The following is a 17,124-nucleotide window of genomic DNA, read 5'->3' as shown; positions in this document are numbered from 1 at the left end:
TGGTGGCCGGCGCCGGTTGCGCGTGGACGGCGACCAGCAACGCCAGCTGGTTGACGATCACGGCCGCCGGGAGCGGCACCGGCAACGGGACGGTCGTATTCAGCGCGGCCGCGAACCCCAACTCTTCGGCGCGGACCGGGACGATCACCGCCGGCGGCGCCACCTTCACCGTGACCGAAGCCGCCGCCTGCACCTTCACGGTGTCGCCAGGCTCGGTCACGGCCCCGTCAACGGCCGCGAGCGGAACGATCTCAGTGACGACGACGGCGGGTTGCAGCTGGAGTTCGGGCGGCTCGACGTTGTGGTTGACTGTCAACGGCGCCTCCACCGGCTCGGGAACGGCGAATTACTCGTTGTCGGCCAACACCCTGACAAGCCCTCGCTCGGCCACGATTGTCATCGCCGGCGTCTCGATCACGCTGACGCAGGGTGCGGCCGGGCTGATGCCGCCAAACAACTTGCGGATCGTCCGATGAGACGGCCGGCAGAATCTGCCTGTCGTTATTGCTGAGGTGCCAACGCGGGCGGCCGGCCGCGACCTGGCCCGGAAAGCTGAGGCCCGCGACGTTCTGCTTGCGTTACGGGCCTCCTCTCGCCAAGACTGTCGTATGCCCGGGCCGACGCTCTGTCCGTTCTGCCGGTCGCCGCGCATCCGCGCCCGACTGCCGGTCAACGAGCTCCATGAGTACGGGTGCGACGCGTGCTCGCGCACCTGGCTGGTCGCCCGCCCGAAGCGGCAGGCGAAGATCGTGCAATTCCCTTCGCTGACTCTGCGCGCCAAGCGGCGCGCCGGGGGGTCCTAGTCTCATCCGCGCGTCGGGCCTCTCGAATTCCCGACACGTGCTCTCGCCCGCCGCTCGCGCGATCGCGTGGCTCGTTCGCGTCGCTGACTCGCGATCCGCTCAGCCGACCGCGCCCACGGCCTACCCGTCGTTGGACACCATCCGGTACCGGCCCAGCCGGGCAAGCAGCGTGGCCTTCAGATCAGACTCGGAGGTCGCCGCGGTGAGATCGACGTCGGCGTCGGTGGTAGCGTCGAGCAGCGCGCGAATCAGCTGGGCACGGCTGATCGCGGCGCCGCTCTGAGCGCGGATGTTCGCGGCGAGCCGGTCAAGGAAGACGATCTGGCGGTTGAAGAGGACGACGGTGACCTTCGTCCAGGCTTCGTCGTGCACCGGCGGCCGTCCCGGGCGCCTCCCCTCTTGCGTCTTCTCGCCCGGACGCGTGGGCGAGAAGATGTCCTGCCTGCTCTTGCCTGCCTTGCCTTTTCGGCTTCGCGCCATTGGGTCACTCCGTCCGCCCGCCAATTGAAGACGTCCTTCGATCCCTTTCAGCCACCGCCGGCTGAGTCGGCCGGTATTCAACACGAAGAGCGGCACAGCTTCAAGCTCGACAGTTATTGGGCGAAAGTTCGAGCATTTCTCCGTCGCGAAAAAGGTCGCTAGCTCCGGTCGTGGCGCGCGGTAGCGAGGCGATGCAGCACTTCGCCACCGAGACGCCGGAAGACGTCGGAAGGCGACGGTGGACGGTGCGCGTCGGGCGCCTGCGCGAGTGCGGCCGTCCAGCGGATCTCGGTGTGAAAGACGGTGTCGCGGTGGGCCGACCGTACCACGTCCGCGGTTTCGCGGTGGAGCGGCCTGCGCGGATCGACGCCGCTCAGCAGGATGCCGAGCAGAACACTGCGGGTCTGCATGCGTGTCCGGACGCGATCGATCGATGCGAAGAATCCCTCGAGGCACTCGACCACGGCGGGCTCCGGCATCACCGGCACGATGAGCGCATCCGCCGCAACCACGGCGTTGACCGCGAGCAGCGACAGTCCCGGCGCGCCGTCGAGGACGATGAGCTCGTAGTGAGTGCGGAGCCGGTCGAGCGCCCGCGCCAGCATCCGTTCACGCCCCCGCTGGTCGGCGAACGTCACGTCGATGTTGGCCAGCTCGAGCGAGCCAGTCAACAGATCGAGCTGCGGGACCGACGTACGGCGGACCGCCTTCAGAATGGGATATTTTTCGAGCAGCACGGAGGCGGCCGACGGCCGCAGGTGGTCGGGCGTGACGCCACACCAGCGCGACACGCCGGCCTGACTGTCAAGATCGACGAGGAGGATGCGGCGCCGCGGAGCCGCCAGCGCCGCCGCGAGACAGACGGCGGTCGTCGTCTTGCCAACCCCGCCCTTGCTGTTGAGAACTGCGATTACCAAGATAAGGTTCAGTGGTTCCAGAATCGGAGCCGAATCGGTGGCGGCATGCAACGGTGGCGCCATCGTCCGCGTCCGGCGCGCGCTGTTGGTGGCGACCAGATAATGGACTCGGCTGACACCGCTGAGTCTGGAGAGACGACACGACGGTCATGAGATGGTTCGGTTTTCTGCGCCGGCGGCGCGGCAACGGTCACGATGAATGGCAGCGGGCATGGGAACACGCCGTCGACGGACTCGACGAGAGTGCGTCTTCACGTCTTGACGCGGCGCTGACCGCCCGCCGCGCAGCCGGCGACGACCTCGAGATGGAAGACGAGATGCTCCAGGCGCTTCACCAGGTGCTTGCGCTCGAGCGGGAGCTGGCGCGCGACGTCCTGCCGCACATCGAAACGGCCCACCGCGTCGCCGCCGGCGAGCGCTGTCATTTCAGCGCGCCGGTCGCCATGCCGGACGATCCGGCGCAGCCGACGGGACGGTTGATCTTGACGGCGGGACGGGCCGCGTTCGCTGGCGCCGGCCGGCCGCCGGCGCTGCCGTGGCACGCGACGCGCCAGGTGATCCGGGCGGGGCGGGATCTGATCTTCGTCGGCGCCGGCGCCGATGACGGGTTCCGCTTTCGGTGCAACTCGTTCCCGGACGCGCTGTGCGGCGCCGCCATCGCGCGCCACCTGATGCGCGCCGCGCGCGTCCGCCTATAATTCGAGGATGCCTGTCCGAACCGGCCTCGAGCGGCTCCTCGCCGGTCCCGATCGCCGCCTGATCGAGGGCAAGCGCCTCGGCCTGGTGAGCAACCCCGCCTCGATCGACAGCCGGCTGGTCCACGCCGCCGCGCGGCTGTTCGACGCCGGCGACTGGACGCTGACCACCCTCTTCGGACCGCAGCACGGGTTTCACTCCGATCTGCAGGAGAACATGATCGAGACGCCGCACGCGCGCCACGCGCGGCGTCGCCTGCCGGTGTACTCGCTGTACAGCGAGACGCGCGAGCCGACGAAGGCGATGCTCGCCGATGTCGACGTGCTGGTCGTCGATCTGCAGGACGTCGGCACGCGAATCTACACGTATATCTACACGCTCGCCAACTGCCTGCGTGCGGCGCGCGCCCACGGCCTCCACGTCGTGGTCTGTGACCGTCCCAACCCGATCGACGGCGAAACCGTCGAAGGAGCGCGACTCGACCCGGCCTTCGCCTCCTTCGTCGGCCAGTTCCCGCTGCCGATGCGCCACGGCCTCACCATCGGGGAAGCGGCGCGTTTCTTCAACGAGCACTTCGGGTTGAACGCCCGGCTCGACGTCGTCCCCATGGAGGGCTGGCGCCGCAGCATGTATTTCGACGAGACCGGGTTGCCGTGGGTGCTGCCCTCTCCGAACATCCCGACGCTCGACACCGCGATCGTGTATCCGGGCGCGGTCCTGTTCGAGGGCACGCTCGTCTCCGAAGGGCGCGGCACGACGAGGCCATTCGAACTGATCGGCGCGCCATGGATCGACGGCGAGCGCTTCGCCGAGGCGATGAACGCCCGGGATCTACCCGGCGTCCATTTCCGCCCGATCTCGTTCGAGCCGACGTTTCACAAGCACGCGCAGACGTCGTGCGGCGGCGCGCAGGTGCATGTCACGGATCGCCGGACGTTTCGTCCCTACCGGACCGGCGTGGAAATGATCTCGGAATTCCGGATCGAAGCCGCCTCGACGCCGATCTGGCGCGACCCGCCCTACGAATACGAGGCGACCCGCCCCCCGATCGACATCCTCTACGGGTCGGACCGGCTGCGCCATGGCGTCGAGGCCGGGGACACGCCCGCGGCAATCATGCGCGACTGGCCACGCGAGGAAGATGCGTTCCGCGAGCTGCGGTCGCGCTGGCTGCTGTACTAGCTCTTCCCCCGCGCCTGTCGAATCTGGTCCGCGTGCGTGTGCGCGTGCCGCGCATAGATGCGCAGCCACGTGTCGAGGCCGAACCGTCCCGTCTCCGAGTGCGTGCCCTCACGCAACCAGTCGCGCTCGTCGAGGCAGCCCATCAGCTCCACCGTCGACGCGCGCGCGGCGCGAAACAACTCCAGTGACGCCTCGTGCGGCCGCTCGTAGTGGAGGCGGTTCGCGAACACGTCCTGGTCGTATCCCTTGATCGCCGGCCGATCCTCAGCCACCAGCAGACGGAAGCGCACCGCCGCAGTCATCTCGCTGTCGGCCAGATGGTGCACGATCTGGCGGGTCGTCCATTTGCCCGGACCCGGCGATCGGTCGAGCTCCTCCGGGACGATCTTCAGCAGCGCCTCCGAGACGACCCGGTAGCCGTCCTGGTACTGCGCGATCAGCAGGTCCCGTTCGTCCTTCTCCATGTCACCCTCGCGCGCCATGCGACCCTCGCGGGTCGATGGCGTCACCCCCGTGTTTTCGCGATACCGGGCGCGCGGTTCTCCTGCGCGGTTTCGGGAACCAGGTGATGCGACACCAGGTGCGCGCGGAGCTGCTCGAACGCCTCGTCCGGCGAGTTCACCCACTTCAGCAGATTGAGGTCGGCCGGATTGATCGCCCCCCATTCGGCGAGCGGCGCAAGGCTCAGCACCTCTTCCCAGTACTCGCGGCCATACATGAACACGCCAAGCTGCTTCGACAGCTTCTTCGTCTGCGCCAGCGTCAGGATTTCGAACATTTCATCGAGCGTGCCAAAGCCGCCCGGAAAGATGACGAGCGCCTTCGCCAGGTAGGCGAACCAGAACTTGCGCATGAAGAAGTAATGGAACTCGAAGTGCAGGCCCTCCGTGATGTAGCGGTTGGCGCCCTGCTCGAACGGCAGACGGATGTTGAACCCGACGCTCTTGCCACCGGCCTCGTAGGCGCCGCGGTTGGCCGCCTCCATGATGCCAGGACCTCCTCCGGAGCAGACGACGAACCGGTGGCGCGGCGACTCGAGGGTCAGGCTCCACTTCGACAACTGATGGGCCACTGCGCGCGCGTCCTCGTAGAATCGCGACCATTCGACCGCCTTGCGGCTCCGCTTCAGCTCCGTCGCATAGTCGCGAGTGCGCTTGAGGCGGCGTCGCCGCAACCGGTCGAGCGCGCTCTGCGCCTGCTGGCGGCTATGGACGCGCGCCGAGCCGAAGAACACCACGGTGTCCTGAATGTTCTGCTCCTTGAGACGGCGGAGCGGCTCGAGGTATTCCGCCAGAATGCGGATCGGCCGCGCTTCGTCGCTGTCGAGAAACGCCGGGTCCATGTAGGCGAGCGCCTGTTCGTGGGTCACGCGAAAAACTGTATCATTTAGAGATATGTATATTCGCCGGGCCCTTTTCGCCGCCGCGGGCATCTGGTGCGCCGCGACCATTGCGGCGAGCGCCCATACCGCGCGGCCGCAGGCGCAAGCCCAGGGACAGCGCAGCGGCGGGTGGACACTCCCCGACACTGCCGCCGACGAAAAGAACCCGTTCGCAAACGATCCCAAGGCCGCCGAAACCGGCAAGGCGCTATTCAAGAAGCATTGCGAACGTTGCCACGGCCCCGGGGGCAAGGGGGACGGCCCCGACGGCGATCCGGACAACGAGCAGGACATGGATCTGACCGTGGCGCGCCGTGCGGCGCGCAACCCCGATGGGGTCGTGTTCTACAAAGCGTGGAACGGCCGCACGAAGCCGAAGATGCCGGCTGTCAAGGACGACCTGACGAAAGAGCAGCTCTGGCAGATCGTCAGCTACGTCCAGACGCTCCGGCAGAAAAGCTAGTCGCGTCTGCCTGGGGCGATGGCTGAGACGGCCCTATCCGAGGATCCTCGGCAGCCAGTCCCCGATTAGATAGCCCACGGCCGCGACGCCGAATCCCACCAGGAACATGTCCCGGCCGCTCACCCAGATCCCGCGGCCGGTGAACAGGCTGCGCGCGGCGCCGATGCCGAAATGGGCGGTCATGCTGATCGCGAGCGAAGTCACGACGGCCGGCCGAGTTGTCATCACGAGAAACGGAAAGATCGGGATGAACGCGCCGACCACCGTCGCCAGACCGGTCACCAGGCCATCCTTGAGCGGCGCGAGCTCGGCCGGGTGGATGTTCAGTTCCTCGCGCACCTGGGCTTCGAGCGCGCGGGCCGGGTCCTGCATCATCGCGTGCGCGGTCTCCCGAGCTCGATCGCGCGGCAGTCCCTTGGCTTCGTAGATGAGCGCGAGCTCTTCTTCCTCGAGCTCCGGCATCAGGCGCAGCTCCTGCCGCTCCATCTCGATCTGGTGCGCCTGCACTTCCGCTTCGCTCTTCGCCGCGAGATACCCGCTCGAACCCATCGACAACGCGTCGGCGATCGCGCCCGCCACACCGGTAACGACGACGGCGTGCGGCTGCAGGCTGGCGCCGATGACTCCAGCGACCAGCCCGAAGTTCGCCGTCAGCCCGTCGTTGAACCCGTAAACGAGGCTGCGGAGAAGGCCGCCGGCGCCGCCGACGTGCCACGGCTCCCCTTCGCGCCCCATCACCTCCGACAGTTCGCGCGCGTGCACCGCCGACTCGGCGGCGATGTCGACGGCGGCTTTGTGCATGGTCGTGTGCGACGCCTGACGGGCGAGCCCCAGGTACGCCTGCACCTCGCGCCCTTCCTCCGCCAGGATCAGCGGCAGCACAGTCGAGGGGCCGAACAGCCTGGCAACGCCCGCCAGGGCGCGCGTCCTTCTCGACACGGCGTAGGAGGGCAACGGCCGGCCGGCGTCGCGAAAAAGCTCTTCCCACTTCGCGGTGTGCCGGTCCTCGACGACCGCCAGCCGTTCGAACAGGTCCGCCCGATGCGCGTCGCGATCGAGACCCGCCAGCTCGCGGTACAGCCACGCCGCGTCCCGCTCGTCGGCGTAATGCTCGTCCCACGATTCGTCGGCGCTCACCTTGCCGTCTTCCATGCGCTCAGCCGTCCCGCCCTCAGTGTATGCGATAGCATCAGGCGGGCATGTCGAGCGCCGGCGATCCGCATCCACCCGAGTTCGAGCACGCGCTCCTGATCAACGCCGCTCCGACGCGCGTCCTGGCGGCGTTCTTCGATCCGCACGCGCTCGAGACGTGGTGGCAGGCCGCGCGGTCGGTCACGACGCCGCGAACCATGGGCGTCTATGCGGTCGAGTGGCCGCCGACCGCCGACGCCGACGATCTGCTCGGCCGCCTCGGCGGGGTGTTCTGCGGCAAGGTGATGGAGTACCGGTCCGGCCAGGAACTCTTCATCGCCGACGCGTGGTGGCTGCCGCCCGACGGGGATCCGATCGGCCCGATGGCGCTCGAGGTGACCTGCCGCATGTCGGGACCGGTCTGCCGGCTGCAGGTCAAGCAGACCGGCTTCGAGGACACGCCCCGCTGGCGCCGTTACTACACGGTGATTGCGGGCGGCTGGAAGTCGTCGCTGTCGGCGCTGAAAGACTACGTGGAGCAGCGCCAGTGACGACCTTCATCAAGGCGATGCGCCTCCGCGACGTCGTTCTGATGAACGTCGTCGCGGTCGTGGGGCTGCGCTGGATCGCGCGCGGCGCGCGCACTGGAGCGCCGTCGGTCACGCTCTGGGTGCTCGCGTGGGTGGCGTTCTTCGTGCCGCTCGCCCTCGCCGTGTCGCGCCTGTCGGCGCGCTATCCCGAGCAGGGAGGGGTCTATGTCTGGGTGCGCCGCGCCTTCGGACCCTCGCACGGGTTCATCTGCGGCTGGTGCCTGTGGGTCAACAACCTGTTCTACTTTCCGTCGCTGCTGCTGTTCGGCGCCGCGAACCTGGCGGCGATCGGCGGACCAGGCTGGCAGGCGGTCGGCACCTCACGATGGTTCTCGGTGCTCTTCGTGCTCGGCGGCATCTGGCTCGCCGCCGGGCTCAACGTGCTGGGCCTGCGCGAGAGCAAGTGGCTGCAGAACGCCGGCAGCCTCGGCGTCTGGATCCCGGTCGGCCTGCTGCTCGGATGCGGCGGCCTGGCGCTGGCGCGCTTCGGACCGGCGACCGCGTTCACGCCGGCGAATCTGGTGCCGCGCGGCGCCCTGCTCGACACGATCGGCCTCTGGTCGGCGATGTGCTTCGCCTTTTCGGGTTTCGAGATTTCGTCGCTGATCGGCCAGGAGATCGAGAACCCCGAGACCATCATCCCTCGCGGCGTCTTCATCTCCGGGATCATCGTCACGATCGTCTACATCGCCGGCTCCGTCTCGGTGCTGTTCGCGATTCCGGTCGGTTCGCTGAAAGAGCTGAGCGGCATCACCGATGCGGTGCAGCTGGTGACGGGCCGCGTCGGCCTCGGCGGACTCGGCGCGCTGACCGGCGCGCTGCTCGTCCTGAATGCGCTCGCCGGAACCGCTTCGTGGACGGCGGGCGCGGCGCGGGTGCCGTTTGCCGCCGGCGTGGATGCGGCCATGCCCGCCGCGTTCGCCAGGCTGCACCCGCGCTATCGCACGCCGCACGTCGCGCTGGTCGTGCAGGCCGCGGCCTCCTCGGTCATCTTCCTGGCGAGCGTCTTCGTCACCGTCGCCGGACGTTCCACGTCGATCCAGGACGCCTACGACATCCTGGTGAACCTGACCATCCTGATCTACTTCGTGCCGTACCTGTATCTCTTCGCCGCGCAGACACGCCTGCTGCCCGACACGCCCACGGCCGTGCCGTGGATGGGATTCGCCGCGACGGCCATCTCGCTGGCGCTCACGTTCGTGCCGCCGCCGGGCGCGAACAAAATCGCGTTCGAGGTGAATCTCGTCGGCCAGGCGATCGTGGTGCTGGGAGTCGGCGCCGGTTTCTACGCGTGGAGCCGCCGCCGGGCCAGACGCTAGCCGGCCAGCTCCTGCACGTTGACGAAGTTGGCGTCGGCTCGACTCAGATCGGGGCTGATGTTGATGAACACGACCACGGCGCGCGGCGAGAGATCCATCGCGGCGCGGATCGGCTCTTCGAGCGCGCGCAGGTCCACGAGCTCCGACACCACCGGACGGACACCCCAACAGAGCTTCAGGCGCCGCGCCACGCTCTCAGACGGCGTCACCGCGAGAATGCCGGCGCGCGGCCGCAGCGACGACAGCAGCTGCGCGGTCTTGCCGTACCGCGTGACCGCGACAATCGCTTCCGCCTGACCCGAGGTCGCCAGAGTGACCGCCGCTTCGCACATGGCGCGGCCGTGTACGGTCCGCAACGCTTCGAACCCGTCCGGTTCGCCGCTGAAGACCACGGGAGTGGTGGCGACGGTCTCCGCGTCGCGGATGATCGACCGCAGCGCGTCGACGGCCGCGATCGGATACTGCCCGGAAGCCGTCTCACCCGAGAGCATGATCGCATCGGCGCCCTGGTCGACGGCGGTCGCCGCGTCGCTGACCTCGGCGCGCGTCGGACGCGGCTCGGTCCGCATCGACTCGAGCACCTGCGTGGCGACGATCACCGGTCGGCCGAGCGCCCGGGCCCGAGCGACGATCGTCTTCTGAATGCGCGGCACCTGCTCGAGCGGACACTCGAGCCCGAGGTCGCCGCGCGCCACCATGACGGCGTCGACGGCGGCGAGGATGCCGTCGAGATGATCGAGCGCCTGCGGACGCTCGATCTTGGCGACGAGCGGCGTCTCGCCCGCGAGGCGCCGCGCCATGAAGCAGTCCTCTGCGGTCTGCACGAAGCTGAGGGCGACGAGATCGACGCCAAGCTCGAGGCCGAATCGCAGATCGGCCTCGTCCTTCGCGGTGATCGCCTGTACCGGCAGCGCCACGCCGGGCGCGTTGATTCCCTTGTGCTCGCCGAGGAGGCCGCCGTTGACGACTTCCGTCACCAGTTCCCCCGCCTCGCGCGCCGTCACTCGCAGCTCGATCTTGCCATCGTCGAGCAGCAGGCGGTCGCCCGCCTTCGCCGACTCGACGAGCGGGGTGTAGGGCGTGAAGATCCTCCCGGCGGCGCCCGGACCGTCCCCGGCGGCAAGTCGCAACTGGTCGCCGGGCTTCAGGGTCAGCGGCGTGCCGCCCGGCAGCGTCGTGGTGCGGATCTTCGGCCCGCTCAGGTCCTGCATCACGGCGATGTGCCGGCCGGCCCGCCGCGCGGCTTCGCGGATGACGACGAACGCGGCCCGGTGGGACTCGTGGGTGCCGTGCGAGAAGTTCAACCGGAAGACGTCGACTCCCGAGGCGATCAGGCGCTCGACGACGGCCGGCGCGGCGCTGGCGGGGCCGATCGTGGCAACGATCTTGGTGTGGCGCATGCGACTCATGCGAACGGATCGACGAGCGCCTTGGGAATGATCATCGCCTCCGCGTCGGAGAGTGCCTCGTTCAGCGCGCCCAGCCCGTAGGTTTTCGCGCCGATCGCGCCGAACGGCACCTCCGGGTGCTCGGCGAGCACGGAGAGCGCGCGCAGGAAGTGCCGGGGCTCGCTGCCCCAGCAGCCGCGGATCTCGAGGTGCTTGCGATTGATCTGGCGGTGCGCGTTGACGGCGGCGTCGCCGACGTCGGTGTAGTGGCCGGCGATGACGTAGCGCCCGCCGACCCGCACGACATCGAGGCCTTCACCGATCGCGCTCGCCGCGCCGGCCGCCTCGATCGCCACGTCGGCCCCCTCGCCGTGAGTCGCGGCCAGCACCGCCTCGAGCCGGTCGGCTGGCGCGGTCGTCCGAATGTCGATGGCCAGCGCGGCGCCCATGCGGCGGGCCAGCGCGAGGCGATCGTCGGGAGCGCCGAGCGCGATGATCGGGGATGCCCCGGCCAGCCTGGCGAGCGCAATCGCGCACAACCCGACGGCGCCGGTGCCCTGGACGACGACCGCGTCGCCCAGGCGGATCTCCGCCCGCTCGACGATGTGCACGGCGGTCAACAGGCCGCAGCCGCCGCCGATGTAGTCGTCGACGGAGACCTGCGGCGGCAGCCGCGCGATCGCGACGCCAGGCTCGAGGTAGACGGCCTGCGCCCAGCCGCCGTAGAGCCCCTCGTCCGCCGAATCGGTGATGCCGTAGACGCGGCGCGCGCTGCAACGCGTCGGCGTCCGGTGCACGGTGCAGGCGCGGCAGCGGCCGCAGGTGCGGTGGACGTCGAAGAACACCGCGCGATCGCCTTCGCGGATCGAAGCGCCGTCGATGCCGGTCAGGGGACCGCGTGCGGCTTCGATCACGCCGGCCGACACGTGGCCGGGAATAATCGGATACGGCACGCCCGACAGCCGTCCGTGCCAGAGGTGGACGTCGGTGCCGCAGACCTCGGAGCGCTCGGTTCTGAGCAGCGCGCCGCCGGGCGGCAGATCGGGCCGAGGGAACGCGCGCAGTTCGATCGGCGCGCGCGGCGCGGTCATCACGGCCGCGAGAATGTCCGACACCCGTTTACGTTATCCTTGATGGAGTGCTGATTCAAACCCTGGCGGCGCTGTGGGCCGCCGGAACACTCGCCGCGCCGGCGCAGGCGCCAGCCTACGCGGCAAAGAAGGCGCGCAAACACTTCATCAGCCTCACGCTCGAGCGCCAGTTCGTGCAGCCGTACTCGTTCGATCGCCACCCCCTGCAGGATCTGCTCGGAAAACCGGTGACCGAGGTGCATCTGCAGCCGTATCAGTACCAGACTCGTGACGGCCAGACGACGGTGTCGGTGCTCAAGTACGACAAGCGCGCGACCGGTATCGGCGCCACGATCTATCCCTTCGGCTCGAGCGAGGGTGCGACGCTGGCGATCCGCGGCAGCATCGAATCGATCCCCGACATCCTGCTGGCCTTCGACGGGCCGGCGCCGGCGCCCACCTACGAACTGACCGGCGGGCGAGCGACCGACATCGGCGCCGGGATCGAGATGAGCGATCGCTCGCCGGGCTGGGGCGTCGGCGCGCACGCCTTCGTCATCGGCGGGGTCGGCCACGCCGAAACCGATCAGCGCAGCGGCAGCCGCTACTTCGGCGAGGGAGGCGGGGGGATCATGTTCGGTCCGTTCGGCGTCGACGTCTCGGTCAAGTACGTCGTCAACCACTTCGACATCCCGCTGGCCCACAGCGTGCACATGATGCCGGTCTGCGTGCGCGGCACGCTGACGTTCTGATGCGCGGCGACGTCGAACGCTGGCTGGCCAGTGCGTGCGCCGACGCCGAGCGTCGCGGACTCGCGGAGCTGAGGCCGCTGCTCGAGGGGCTCGCGCGCTCGACCGAGGCCCTGCGCGAGGCGGACCCGACCTTGAGCGGCGCCGCGGCCGACCCTGACGATGACCGAGATCACACCCCGTAGCCTGCGCGACGCCGCGGCGCTCGTCGAACAGGGCACCCTCTCCCCTGTCGCACTGACGCAGGCCTGCCTCGACCGCATCGCGACCGCCGATGGTGAGCTGCACGCGTTCATCACGGTGACCCGCGATCAGGCACTCGCCGACGCCGCGCGGGCCGAAGCGGAGATCCAGAAGGGCCGCTATCGCGGCGCGCTCCACGGCATCCCCGTCTCGCTGAAGGATCTGGTCGATCTCGCCGGCACGCCGACGACGTCGGGCTCGGCCGTGCCGCCGCGGCGTCCGGATCACGACGCGCCCGTCGCCGCCAATCTCCGCCGCGCCGGGGCGATTGTCGTCGGCAAGACCAACCTGCACGAGTTCGCGTTCGGCACGACCAGCGACGAAACCGCCTTCGGCGTCGTCCGCAATCCGCACGATCGCGCCCGGTCGGCTGGCGGCTCGAGCGGCGGCGCCGCCGTCAGCATCGTCGAAGGCATGTGCTACGCCGCGGTCGGGACCGACACCGGTGGGTCGATCCGCATCCCGTCGGCCGCCTGCGGGATCGTCGGTCTCAAGCCGGACGTCGCCGACCTCTCGATCGAAGACATCGTTCCGCTGAGCACCACGCTGGATCACGTGGGTCCGATGACGCGGACCGTGGCCGATGCCGCGCTCACCTACTTCGCCATGCTCGACGGCGACGCGCGCGCCGATCGCGTGCCGGTGGCCGCCGCCGCGCCGCTGTGGCTCGGCGTTCCGGTCCCGTATTTCTTCGACAAGCTCGACCCCGACGTGCGGCGGCTGTTCGCCGATGCACGAACGTCGCTCGAGCGCGCCGGCCACTCGATCTCGGATGTCGCCATCCAGCACGCCGAGCACACGGCCGAGGTCTACCTGCATATCGTACTGCCGGAAGCGTCGTGGTATCACGCGACGCTGCTCGATCGGTACGCCGACAAGTATTCCCCCGGTGTGCGGCTGCGGCTCGAGATGGGACGCTACATCGCCGCCGAAGACTACGTCCGCGCCATGCGGGCGAGGACGGTGCTGCGTCGCGCGGTCGATCGGGCGCTCGAAGGCGTCGACGCGCTGATGCTGCCTTCGCTGCCGATCGCCGCGCCGCCGTTCGGAGTCACGACCGTCGACGTCGACGGCGCCGCAGAACCGATGCGGGCGATGATGCTGCGACTGACACAGCTCTTCAACATCACCGGACATCCGGCGATCGCCCTGCCGTGCGGACGCGGTGCCGACGGGCTCCCCCGCGGACTGCAGCTCGTCGGCCATCGCGGCGGGACCGAACGGCTGCTCGCCGTGGCGGCAGCCGTGGAGCGCGATCTCGCCGGGCAGGAGACAACATGACGATCAAGCACGTCACGGTTCACCAGGCGCACGCACGGCAGGCCGGCGGCGCCGTGTATCTCGACGTCCGTTCGGTTCCGGAATTCGAGCAGGGCCATCCCACCGGCGCGTTCAACGTGCCGCTCCTGCACCTGGATCCGGCAACCGGGCTGATGCAGCCCAATCCCGATTTCCTGCCGGTCGTCCACGCGAGCTTTTCTCCCGACGCGCCGCTGCTGCTCGGCTGCCGCAGCGGCGTCCGATCCCAGCACGCCTGCGAACTGCTGGCGAGTGCCGGCTATCGCGACCTCGCCAACGTCCTCGGCGGCTTCCACGGGTCGCCGCAGACCGGTGAGGCGGGGTGGACGCAGGAGGGGCTGCCCGTGGAGACCGAGAGCGATCCCTCCCGCACCTACGGCGCGCTGCGGGAGAAAGCTGCCGGAGACCGCTGATTCGTGATCGCGCGCGTCTTCCACCATTGGGAGCGGAAGCTCGCGGCGGTCTCGACCGATCGCGTCGCGCGGCCGTTCGAATGGGGCGTCGACTGGCTGGCGGATGAAGCGGTCCCGGACGGCGATCCGCGCGCGGCGCTGCAGGCGTGGGGGGAAGCGACCGTGGCGCGCAGCGAGGCGTTTTATCACGTCGAGCCGGCGGCCGACTACCAGCTTCACGACGGTACGCTGACCTTCACGAGCGCCGTCCGCTCGCCGCATCTGGAAAACAACACAGTCCACGCCCGCTACTTTCCAGCGGGCGGCGAAAAGGGCCGGCGCCGCGCCGTACTCGTGCTGCCGCAGTGGAACTCGGACGCGAACGGACACGTCGGACTCTGCCGGCTGCTGAACCGCTTCGGCATCTCCGCGCTGCGCTTGAGCCTCCCCTATCACGACCGCCGGATGCCGCCCGAGCTCACCCGCGCCGACTACATCGTCAGCTCGAACATCGGTCGCACCGCGCAGGTGTGCCGGCAGGCGGTGAAAGACGCGCGCCAGGCGATCGCCTGGCTGGAGCGGCAGGGCCACGGCGCGGTCGGCATCCTGGGCACCAGCCTCGGCTCGTGTCTGGCGATGCTCACCACCGCGCACGAGCCGCTCATAACAGCCGCGGCACTCAATCACATCTCTCCCTATTTCGCCGACGTCGTCTGGGAGGGATTGTCGACCCGGCACGTGCGCGAGACGCTCGAGGGGAACGTGACGCTCGATGAGCTGCGGCGCATGTGGCTGCCGATCAGCCCACTGCCGTACATCGAGCAGGTCCGCGGCCGGAGGCTGCTGCTCGTCTATGCGCGGTACGACTTGACCTTCCCGGTCAATCTCTCACGGATGCTGGTGAACGAGTTCCGCAACCACGGCATCGCACACGACCTGAAGATACTGCCGTGCGGCCACTACAGTACCGGCGTCACCCCGTTCAAGTACCTGGACGGCTTTGCGCTGTGCCGTTTCCTCGACCGCGCGCTCGCGTAGACGGCGGTCCCTGCCACGGATCGACAGCTTCGTTGGCACCGGATCGATCACGGGCCCGGAAAGTCGCGCGGCCCGCTCCTCGAGACCACCATCGGCGGCGTCGGCGCACGCCCGGGCGCGCGCAAGATCACCGAGATCGGTCCGCTGAAGGCCGGCGTCCAGCCGCTGTCGATGAGGTGCCGCACTGCCGGCACGTCGCGCGGCAGCCACGCGTAGTCGGCGGCGATCCCGCGCGCGTAGGCGCCCGGATCGATGGTCGCGGCATAAAAGCGCAGATGGTCGCTGACGACGCGATCGGAGTAGACGGTTTCGCGCCGTCCGTCCATCGACACGCGCACGTGCTGATCGGCAAGATGCCAGATCGCGAATTCTCCCCAGTCGAACCACGTCAGGAAGCGTCCGACGAGGCGCTGCTGCACAACGTAGTCAACCGCGGCGGCTTCGGGCATCAGCTGTGGCCGAATCTCGATGTGCGGCAGCCGCATCACGGTCGCGATCGCGACCGCGACAGCCGACAGCGCACCGACAACCGCCATGGCGCGCGGCGCGCTCGCGGCCGGCGCAACTGTAGTGCCGCGCGTCGGGAACACGGGCGCCAGCAGGAACACCGCCGCGAGGCAGAAGAACGCGTCGATGCGGCTCACCCGGATCGCCGCCAGGCCCAGAATGGCGGCGATGGCGAGATGGCGGCTCGGGATGCGCGCGCGACAACGCCACCCCGCAACACAGAGTCCGGCGCCGACCAGCCATCCGAGCCAGAAGCCCGGCGGCAGCGCGTAGATCGGCATCCAGTCGCCGATCATCGGCCGGTCAAAGCCGACCGTTGAATAGATGAAGGTCCACATGTGCACGCCGTACGGATTGATCAGCGTCGCCAGTGCGGACGCTGTCGCGGCCGCCGGGAGAGCCCAGGGTGCGCGCGCCCGGCGACCGAGGGAGAAGACGGTCCAGAGGGCCAGCGTGCCCAGACCGACGATCCATCCGCCGTGCACGTTCACCCAGAAGGCAAAGATCGGCGGCAGCCAGAGGAGCGAACGGCGGTGGCCTTCGGATTCGGTCCGCACGAGCACCGCGAGCATCAGGGCGAAGCAGAGGAGCGAGAACAGCTGGGGGCGGACCGGCAGCGCACGAAGCGTAATCCCGACCGCGGCGAGCGCCACCAGGATGGATCGATAGCGAGGCGCGACGCTGCGCGATGTGCGCCACACGAGCAGGAGCACCAGGCCGATTACGGCGAAGCGCAGCAGGTTGAGCCCCGCCGCGCCGGCGCCGTTGAACGCCGCCGCCATCAACGCTTCCGACAACCACTCGTGGTTGATCCACGGACGGTCGCTGGTGAACGAATACGGATCGACGGTGGTCAGGCGTCCGGCTGCCAGCAGGTCGCGGCCGAACCGAAGGTGCCCCCAGAGATCCGGATCCGCCGGCGCGCGCGACATGAGCAGCGTCCAGGCGCCGATCAGCCAGATCGTCAAGACGCCCCTGAAGTCGCGCGGCAGACTGCCCAGGATGCGTCGCGCCGGCGGAATCTCGGTCATTGACGCGCCGGTTCGACATTGAAGCGGCGTTCTGGCGTGCGCGCGACGTCGTTGGCCAGCTTCGTGTCCGGGGTCAGAGGTACTTGATGATGCCTTGCAGTGCGTCGAAGAGCGCGCCCGCCAGTGCTTTCATGATCGGCGACACGTCGCCCTGCGCGGCAGCATCGACGGCGGTCGCGGTGGTGACGGGATCGGAAACGGCGAGCCACAGTGCAGCCGTGGCGATGACGGCAACGAGCACGCCGACCACACCCACGAGGCTGAGGCTGAACCGGGAGGGCATAGGCGAACGGCCCAGTGTACAACCCGCTCCGGCCGTTCGCTAGTTGGACGGTCACGCTCGCTGAACGGTTCCTCGCAAGGGTGCCAAGGGTGCTAAAGGGGCCAAAGGTGCTAAGGGTGCTGGTGCGAATGGTGCCAAGGGCGCGAAGGCTGCAAGGTGCTA

21 protein-coding genes are annotated in these 17,124 nt (G+C 69.0%); 11 read left to right on the top strand and 10 right to left on the bottom strand.

The features are described from left to right. Positions 1 to 316 (bottom strand): hypothetical protein (locus VGI12_13295; GenBank protein ID HEY2433645.1); only part of this gene is annotated, 316 nt, incomplete at its 3' end. A gap of 292 nt (positions 317 to 608) precedes the next feature. Here VGI12_13295 and VGI12_13290 point away from each other — a divergent pair. Next, positions 609 to 803: a hypothetical protein gene (locus tag VGI12_13290; GenBank protein ID HEY2433644.1), complete on the top strand. Its 195-nt coding sequence runs from the start codon at positions 609 to 611 to the stop codon at positions 801 to 803. A gap of 120 nt (positions 804 to 923) precedes the next feature. On the opposite strand, the gene VGI12_13285 is transcribed toward VGI12_13290, so the two are convergent. Continuing rightward, on the bottom strand, positions 924 to 1,379 hold the full coding sequence (locus VGI12_13285) for a hypothetical protein (GenBank protein HEY2433643.1): 456 nt from the start codon (positions 1,377 to 1,379) through the stop codon (positions 924 to 926). A gap of 62 nt (positions 1,380 to 1,441) precedes the next feature. After that, positions 1,442 to 2,200 (bottom strand): ParA family protein, encoded by a 759-nt coding sequence (locus tag VGI12_13280; GenBank protein ID HEY2433642.1) that lies wholly within the window; start codon positions 2,198 to 2,200, stop codon positions 1,442 to 1,444. Positions 2,201 to 2,349: 149 nt separating this feature from the next. Here VGI12_13280 and VGI12_13275 point away from each other — a divergent pair, with 149 nt between their 5' ends. Together VGI12_13275 and VGI12_13270 are read left to right on the top strand one after the other, a co-directional pair. Next, complete coding sequence (locus tag VGI12_13275) at positions 2,350 to 2,898, top strand: hypothetical protein (protein HEY2433641.1); 549 nt, start codon at positions 2,350 to 2,352, stop codon at positions 2,896 to 2,898. A gap of 7 nt (positions 2,899 to 2,905) precedes the next feature. Next, the gene (locus VGI12_13270) at positions 2,906 to 4,078 is read left to right on the top strand and encodes a DUF1343 domain-containing protein (GenBank protein HEY2433640.1); all 1,173 of its coding nucleotides are present in this window, start codon (positions 2,906 to 2,908) and stop codon (positions 4,076 to 4,078) included. On the opposite strand, the gene VGI12_13265 is transcribed toward VGI12_13270, so the two are convergent. Together VGI12_13265 and VGI12_13260 are read right to left on the bottom strand one after the other, a co-directional pair. Then, positions 4,075 to 4,560 (bottom strand): DinB family protein, encoded by a 486-nt coding sequence (locus VGI12_13265; protein ID HEY2433639.1) that lies wholly within the window; start codon positions 4,558 to 4,560, stop codon positions 4,075 to 4,077. The genes VGI12_13270 and VGI12_13265 overlap by 4 nt on opposite strands. A gap of 23 nt (positions 4,561 to 4,583) precedes the next feature. Continuing rightward, the gene (locus VGI12_13260; GenBank protein ID HEY2433638.1) at positions 4,584 to 5,447 is read right to left on the bottom strand and encodes a TIGR00730 family Rossman fold protein; all 864 of its coding nucleotides are present in this window, start codon (positions 5,445 to 5,447) and stop codon (positions 4,584 to 4,586) included. Between the two features lie 25 nt (positions 5,448 to 5,472). Between VGI12_13260 and VGI12_13255 the strand changes: the two genes are divergently transcribed. After that, entirely contained in the window at positions 5,473 to 5,922 is a 450-nt protein-coding gene (locus VGI12_13255; protein HEY2433637.1) for a c-type cytochrome, read from the top strand. A 33-nt stretch (positions 5,923 to 5,955) separates the two neighbouring features. On the opposite strand, the gene VGI12_13250 is transcribed toward VGI12_13255, so the two are convergent. Further along, positions 5,956 to 7,074: a VIT1/CCC1 transporter family protein gene (locus VGI12_13250; GenBank protein ID HEY2433636.1), complete on the bottom strand. Its 1,119-nt coding sequence runs from the start codon at positions 7,072 to 7,074 to the stop codon at positions 5,956 to 5,958. Between the two features lie 47 nt (positions 7,075 to 7,121). Here VGI12_13250 and VGI12_13245 point away from each other — a divergent pair, with 47 nt between their 5' ends. Together VGI12_13245 and VGI12_13240 are read left to right on the top strand one after the other, a co-directional pair. Next, on the top strand, positions 7,122 to 7,604 hold the full coding sequence (locus tag VGI12_13245) for an SRPBCC domain-containing protein (GenBank protein HEY2433635.1): 483 nt from the start codon (positions 7,122 to 7,124) through the stop codon (positions 7,602 to 7,604). Next, positions 7,601 to 8,962 carry an APC family permease gene (locus VGI12_13240; GenBank protein HEY2433634.1) on the top strand — a complete coding sequence of 454 codons (1,362 nt, stop codon included), beginning with the start codon at positions 7,601 to 7,603 and terminating at the stop codon, positions 8,960 to 8,962. Before VGI12_13245 ends, VGI12_13240 begins: the two co-directional genes overlap by 4 nt. Here the strand turns inward: VGI12_13240 and pyk are convergent. Continuing rightward, positions 8,959 to 10,362: a pyruvate kinase gene (gene pyk, locus VGI12_13235; GenBank protein HEY2433633.1), complete on the bottom strand. Its 1,404-nt coding sequence runs from the start codon at positions 10,360 to 10,362 to the stop codon at positions 8,959 to 8,961. The two genes, VGI12_13240 and pyk, sit on opposite strands and share 4 nt — an antisense overlap. A 5-nt stretch (positions 10,363 to 10,367) precedes the next feature. Then, positions 10,368 to 11,465 (bottom strand): zinc-binding dehydrogenase, encoded by a 1,098-nt coding sequence (locus VGI12_13230; protein HEY2433632.1) that lies wholly within the window; start codon positions 11,463 to 11,465, stop codon positions 10,368 to 10,370. A gap of 23 nt (positions 11,466 to 11,488) precedes the next feature. Between VGI12_13230 and VGI12_13225 the strand changes: the two genes are divergently transcribed. Genes VGI12_13225 through VGI12_13205 form a run of 5 tightly spaced genes read left to right on the top strand, consistent with a single transcriptional unit; the run spans position 11,489 to position 15,141 of the window. Next, a complete protein-coding gene (locus VGI12_13225; GenBank protein HEY2433631.1) occupies positions 11,489 to 12,172 on the top strand; it encodes a hypothetical protein in 684 nt (227 codons plus the stop codon). Next, on the top strand, positions 12,172 to 12,354 hold the full coding sequence (locus VGI12_13220) for a hypothetical protein (GenBank protein ID HEY2433630.1): 183 nt from the start codon (positions 12,172 to 12,174) through the stop codon (positions 12,352 to 12,354). The genes VGI12_13225 and VGI12_13220 overlap by 1 nt, the downstream gene beginning before the upstream one ends. Further along, a complete protein-coding gene (locus VGI12_13215; protein ID HEY2433629.1) occupies positions 12,332 to 13,693 on the top strand; it encodes an amidase in 1,362 nt (453 codons plus the stop codon). The genes VGI12_13220 and VGI12_13215 overlap by 23 nt, the downstream gene beginning before the upstream one ends. Continuing rightward, complete coding sequence (locus VGI12_13210) at positions 13,690 to 14,124, top strand: rhodanese-like domain-containing protein (protein ID HEY2433628.1); 435 nt, start codon at positions 13,690 to 13,692, stop codon at positions 14,122 to 14,124. Before VGI12_13215 ends, VGI12_13210 begins: the two co-directional genes overlap by 4 nt. Before the next feature lie 3 nt (positions 14,125 to 14,127). After that, complete coding sequence (locus VGI12_13205) at positions 14,128 to 15,141, top strand: alpha/beta hydrolase family protein (protein HEY2433627.1); 1,014 nt, start codon at positions 14,128 to 14,130, stop codon at positions 15,139 to 15,141. Between the two features lie 47 nt (positions 15,142 to 15,188). Here the strand turns inward: VGI12_13205 and VGI12_13200 are convergent, their stop codons facing one another. Both VGI12_13200 and VGI12_13195 read right to left on the bottom strand, forming a co-directional pair. Then, complete coding sequence (locus VGI12_13200) at positions 15,189 to 16,679, bottom strand: hypothetical protein (protein ID HEY2433626.1); 1,491 nt, start codon at positions 16,677 to 16,679, stop codon at positions 15,189 to 15,191. 73 nt (positions 16,680 to 16,752) lie between these two features. Continuing rightward, complete coding sequence (locus tag VGI12_13195) at positions 16,753 to 16,962, bottom strand: hypothetical protein (protein HEY2433625.1); 210 nt, start codon at positions 16,960 to 16,962, stop codon at positions 16,753 to 16,755. Between the last annotated feature and the right edge of the window lie 162 nt (positions 16,963 to 17,124).

Source organism: Vicinamibacterales bacterium, assembly GCA_036496585.1.
Taxonomy (GTDB): domain Bacteria; phylum Acidobacteriota; class Vicinamibacteria; order Vicinamibacterales; family 2-12-FULL-66-21; genus JAICSD01.
Note: the sequence above shows the minus strand (reverse complement) of the source record. Positions and strands in the feature narration are given on the sequence as shown.

Excerpts from the sequence above, each read along its gene's own strand:
- VGI12_13290 (HEY2433644.1), top strand. The coding sequence starts at position 609 with ATGCCCGGGCCGACGCTCTGTCCGTTCTGCCGGTCGCCGCGCATCCGC.
- VGI12_13275 (HEY2433641.1), top strand. The coding sequence starts at position 2,350 with ATGAGATGGTTCGGTTTTCTGCGCCGGCGGCGCGGCAACGGTCACGAT.
- VGI12_13270 (HEY2433640.1), top strand. The coding sequence starts at position 2,906 with ATGCCTGTCCGAACCGGCCTCGAGCGGCTCCTCGCCGGTCCCGATCGC.
- VGI12_13265 (HEY2433639.1), bottom strand. The coding sequence starts at position 4,560 with ATGGCGCGCGAGGGTGACATGGAGAAGGACGAACGGGACCTGCTGATC.
- VGI12_13255 (HEY2433637.1), top strand. The coding sequence starts at position 5,473 with ATGTATATTCGCCGGGCCCTTTTCGCCGCCGCGGGCATCTGGTGCGCC.
- VGI12_13250 (HEY2433636.1), bottom strand. The coding sequence starts at position 7,074 with ATGGAAGACGGCAAGGTGAGCGCCGACGAATCGTGGGACGAGCATTAC.
- VGI12_13245 (HEY2433635.1), top strand. The coding sequence starts at position 7,122 with ATGTCGAGCGCCGGCGATCCGCATCCACCCGAGTTCGAGCACGCGCTC.
- pyk (HEY2433633.1), bottom strand. The coding sequence starts at position 10,362 with ATGCGCCACACCAAGATCGTTGCCACGATCGGCCCCGCCAGCGCCGCG.
- VGI12_13220 (HEY2433630.1), top strand. The coding sequence starts at position 12,172 with ATGCGCGGCGACGTCGAACGCTGGCTGGCCAGTGCGTGCGCCGACGCC.
- VGI12_13215 (HEY2433629.1), top strand. The coding sequence starts at position 12,332 with ATGACCGAGATCACACCCCGTAGCCTGCGCGACGCCGCGGCGCTCGTC.
- VGI12_13210 (HEY2433628.1), top strand. The coding sequence starts at position 13,690 with ATGACGATCAAGCACGTCACGGTTCACCAGGCGCACGCACGGCAGGCC.
- VGI12_13200 (HEY2433626.1), bottom strand. The coding sequence starts at position 16,679 with ATGACCGAGATTCCGCCGGCGCGACGCATCCTGGGCAGTCTGCCGCGC.
- VGI12_13195 (HEY2433625.1), bottom strand. The coding sequence starts at position 16,962 with ATGCCCTCCCGGTTCAGCCTCAGCCTCGTGGGTGTGGTCGGCGTGCTC.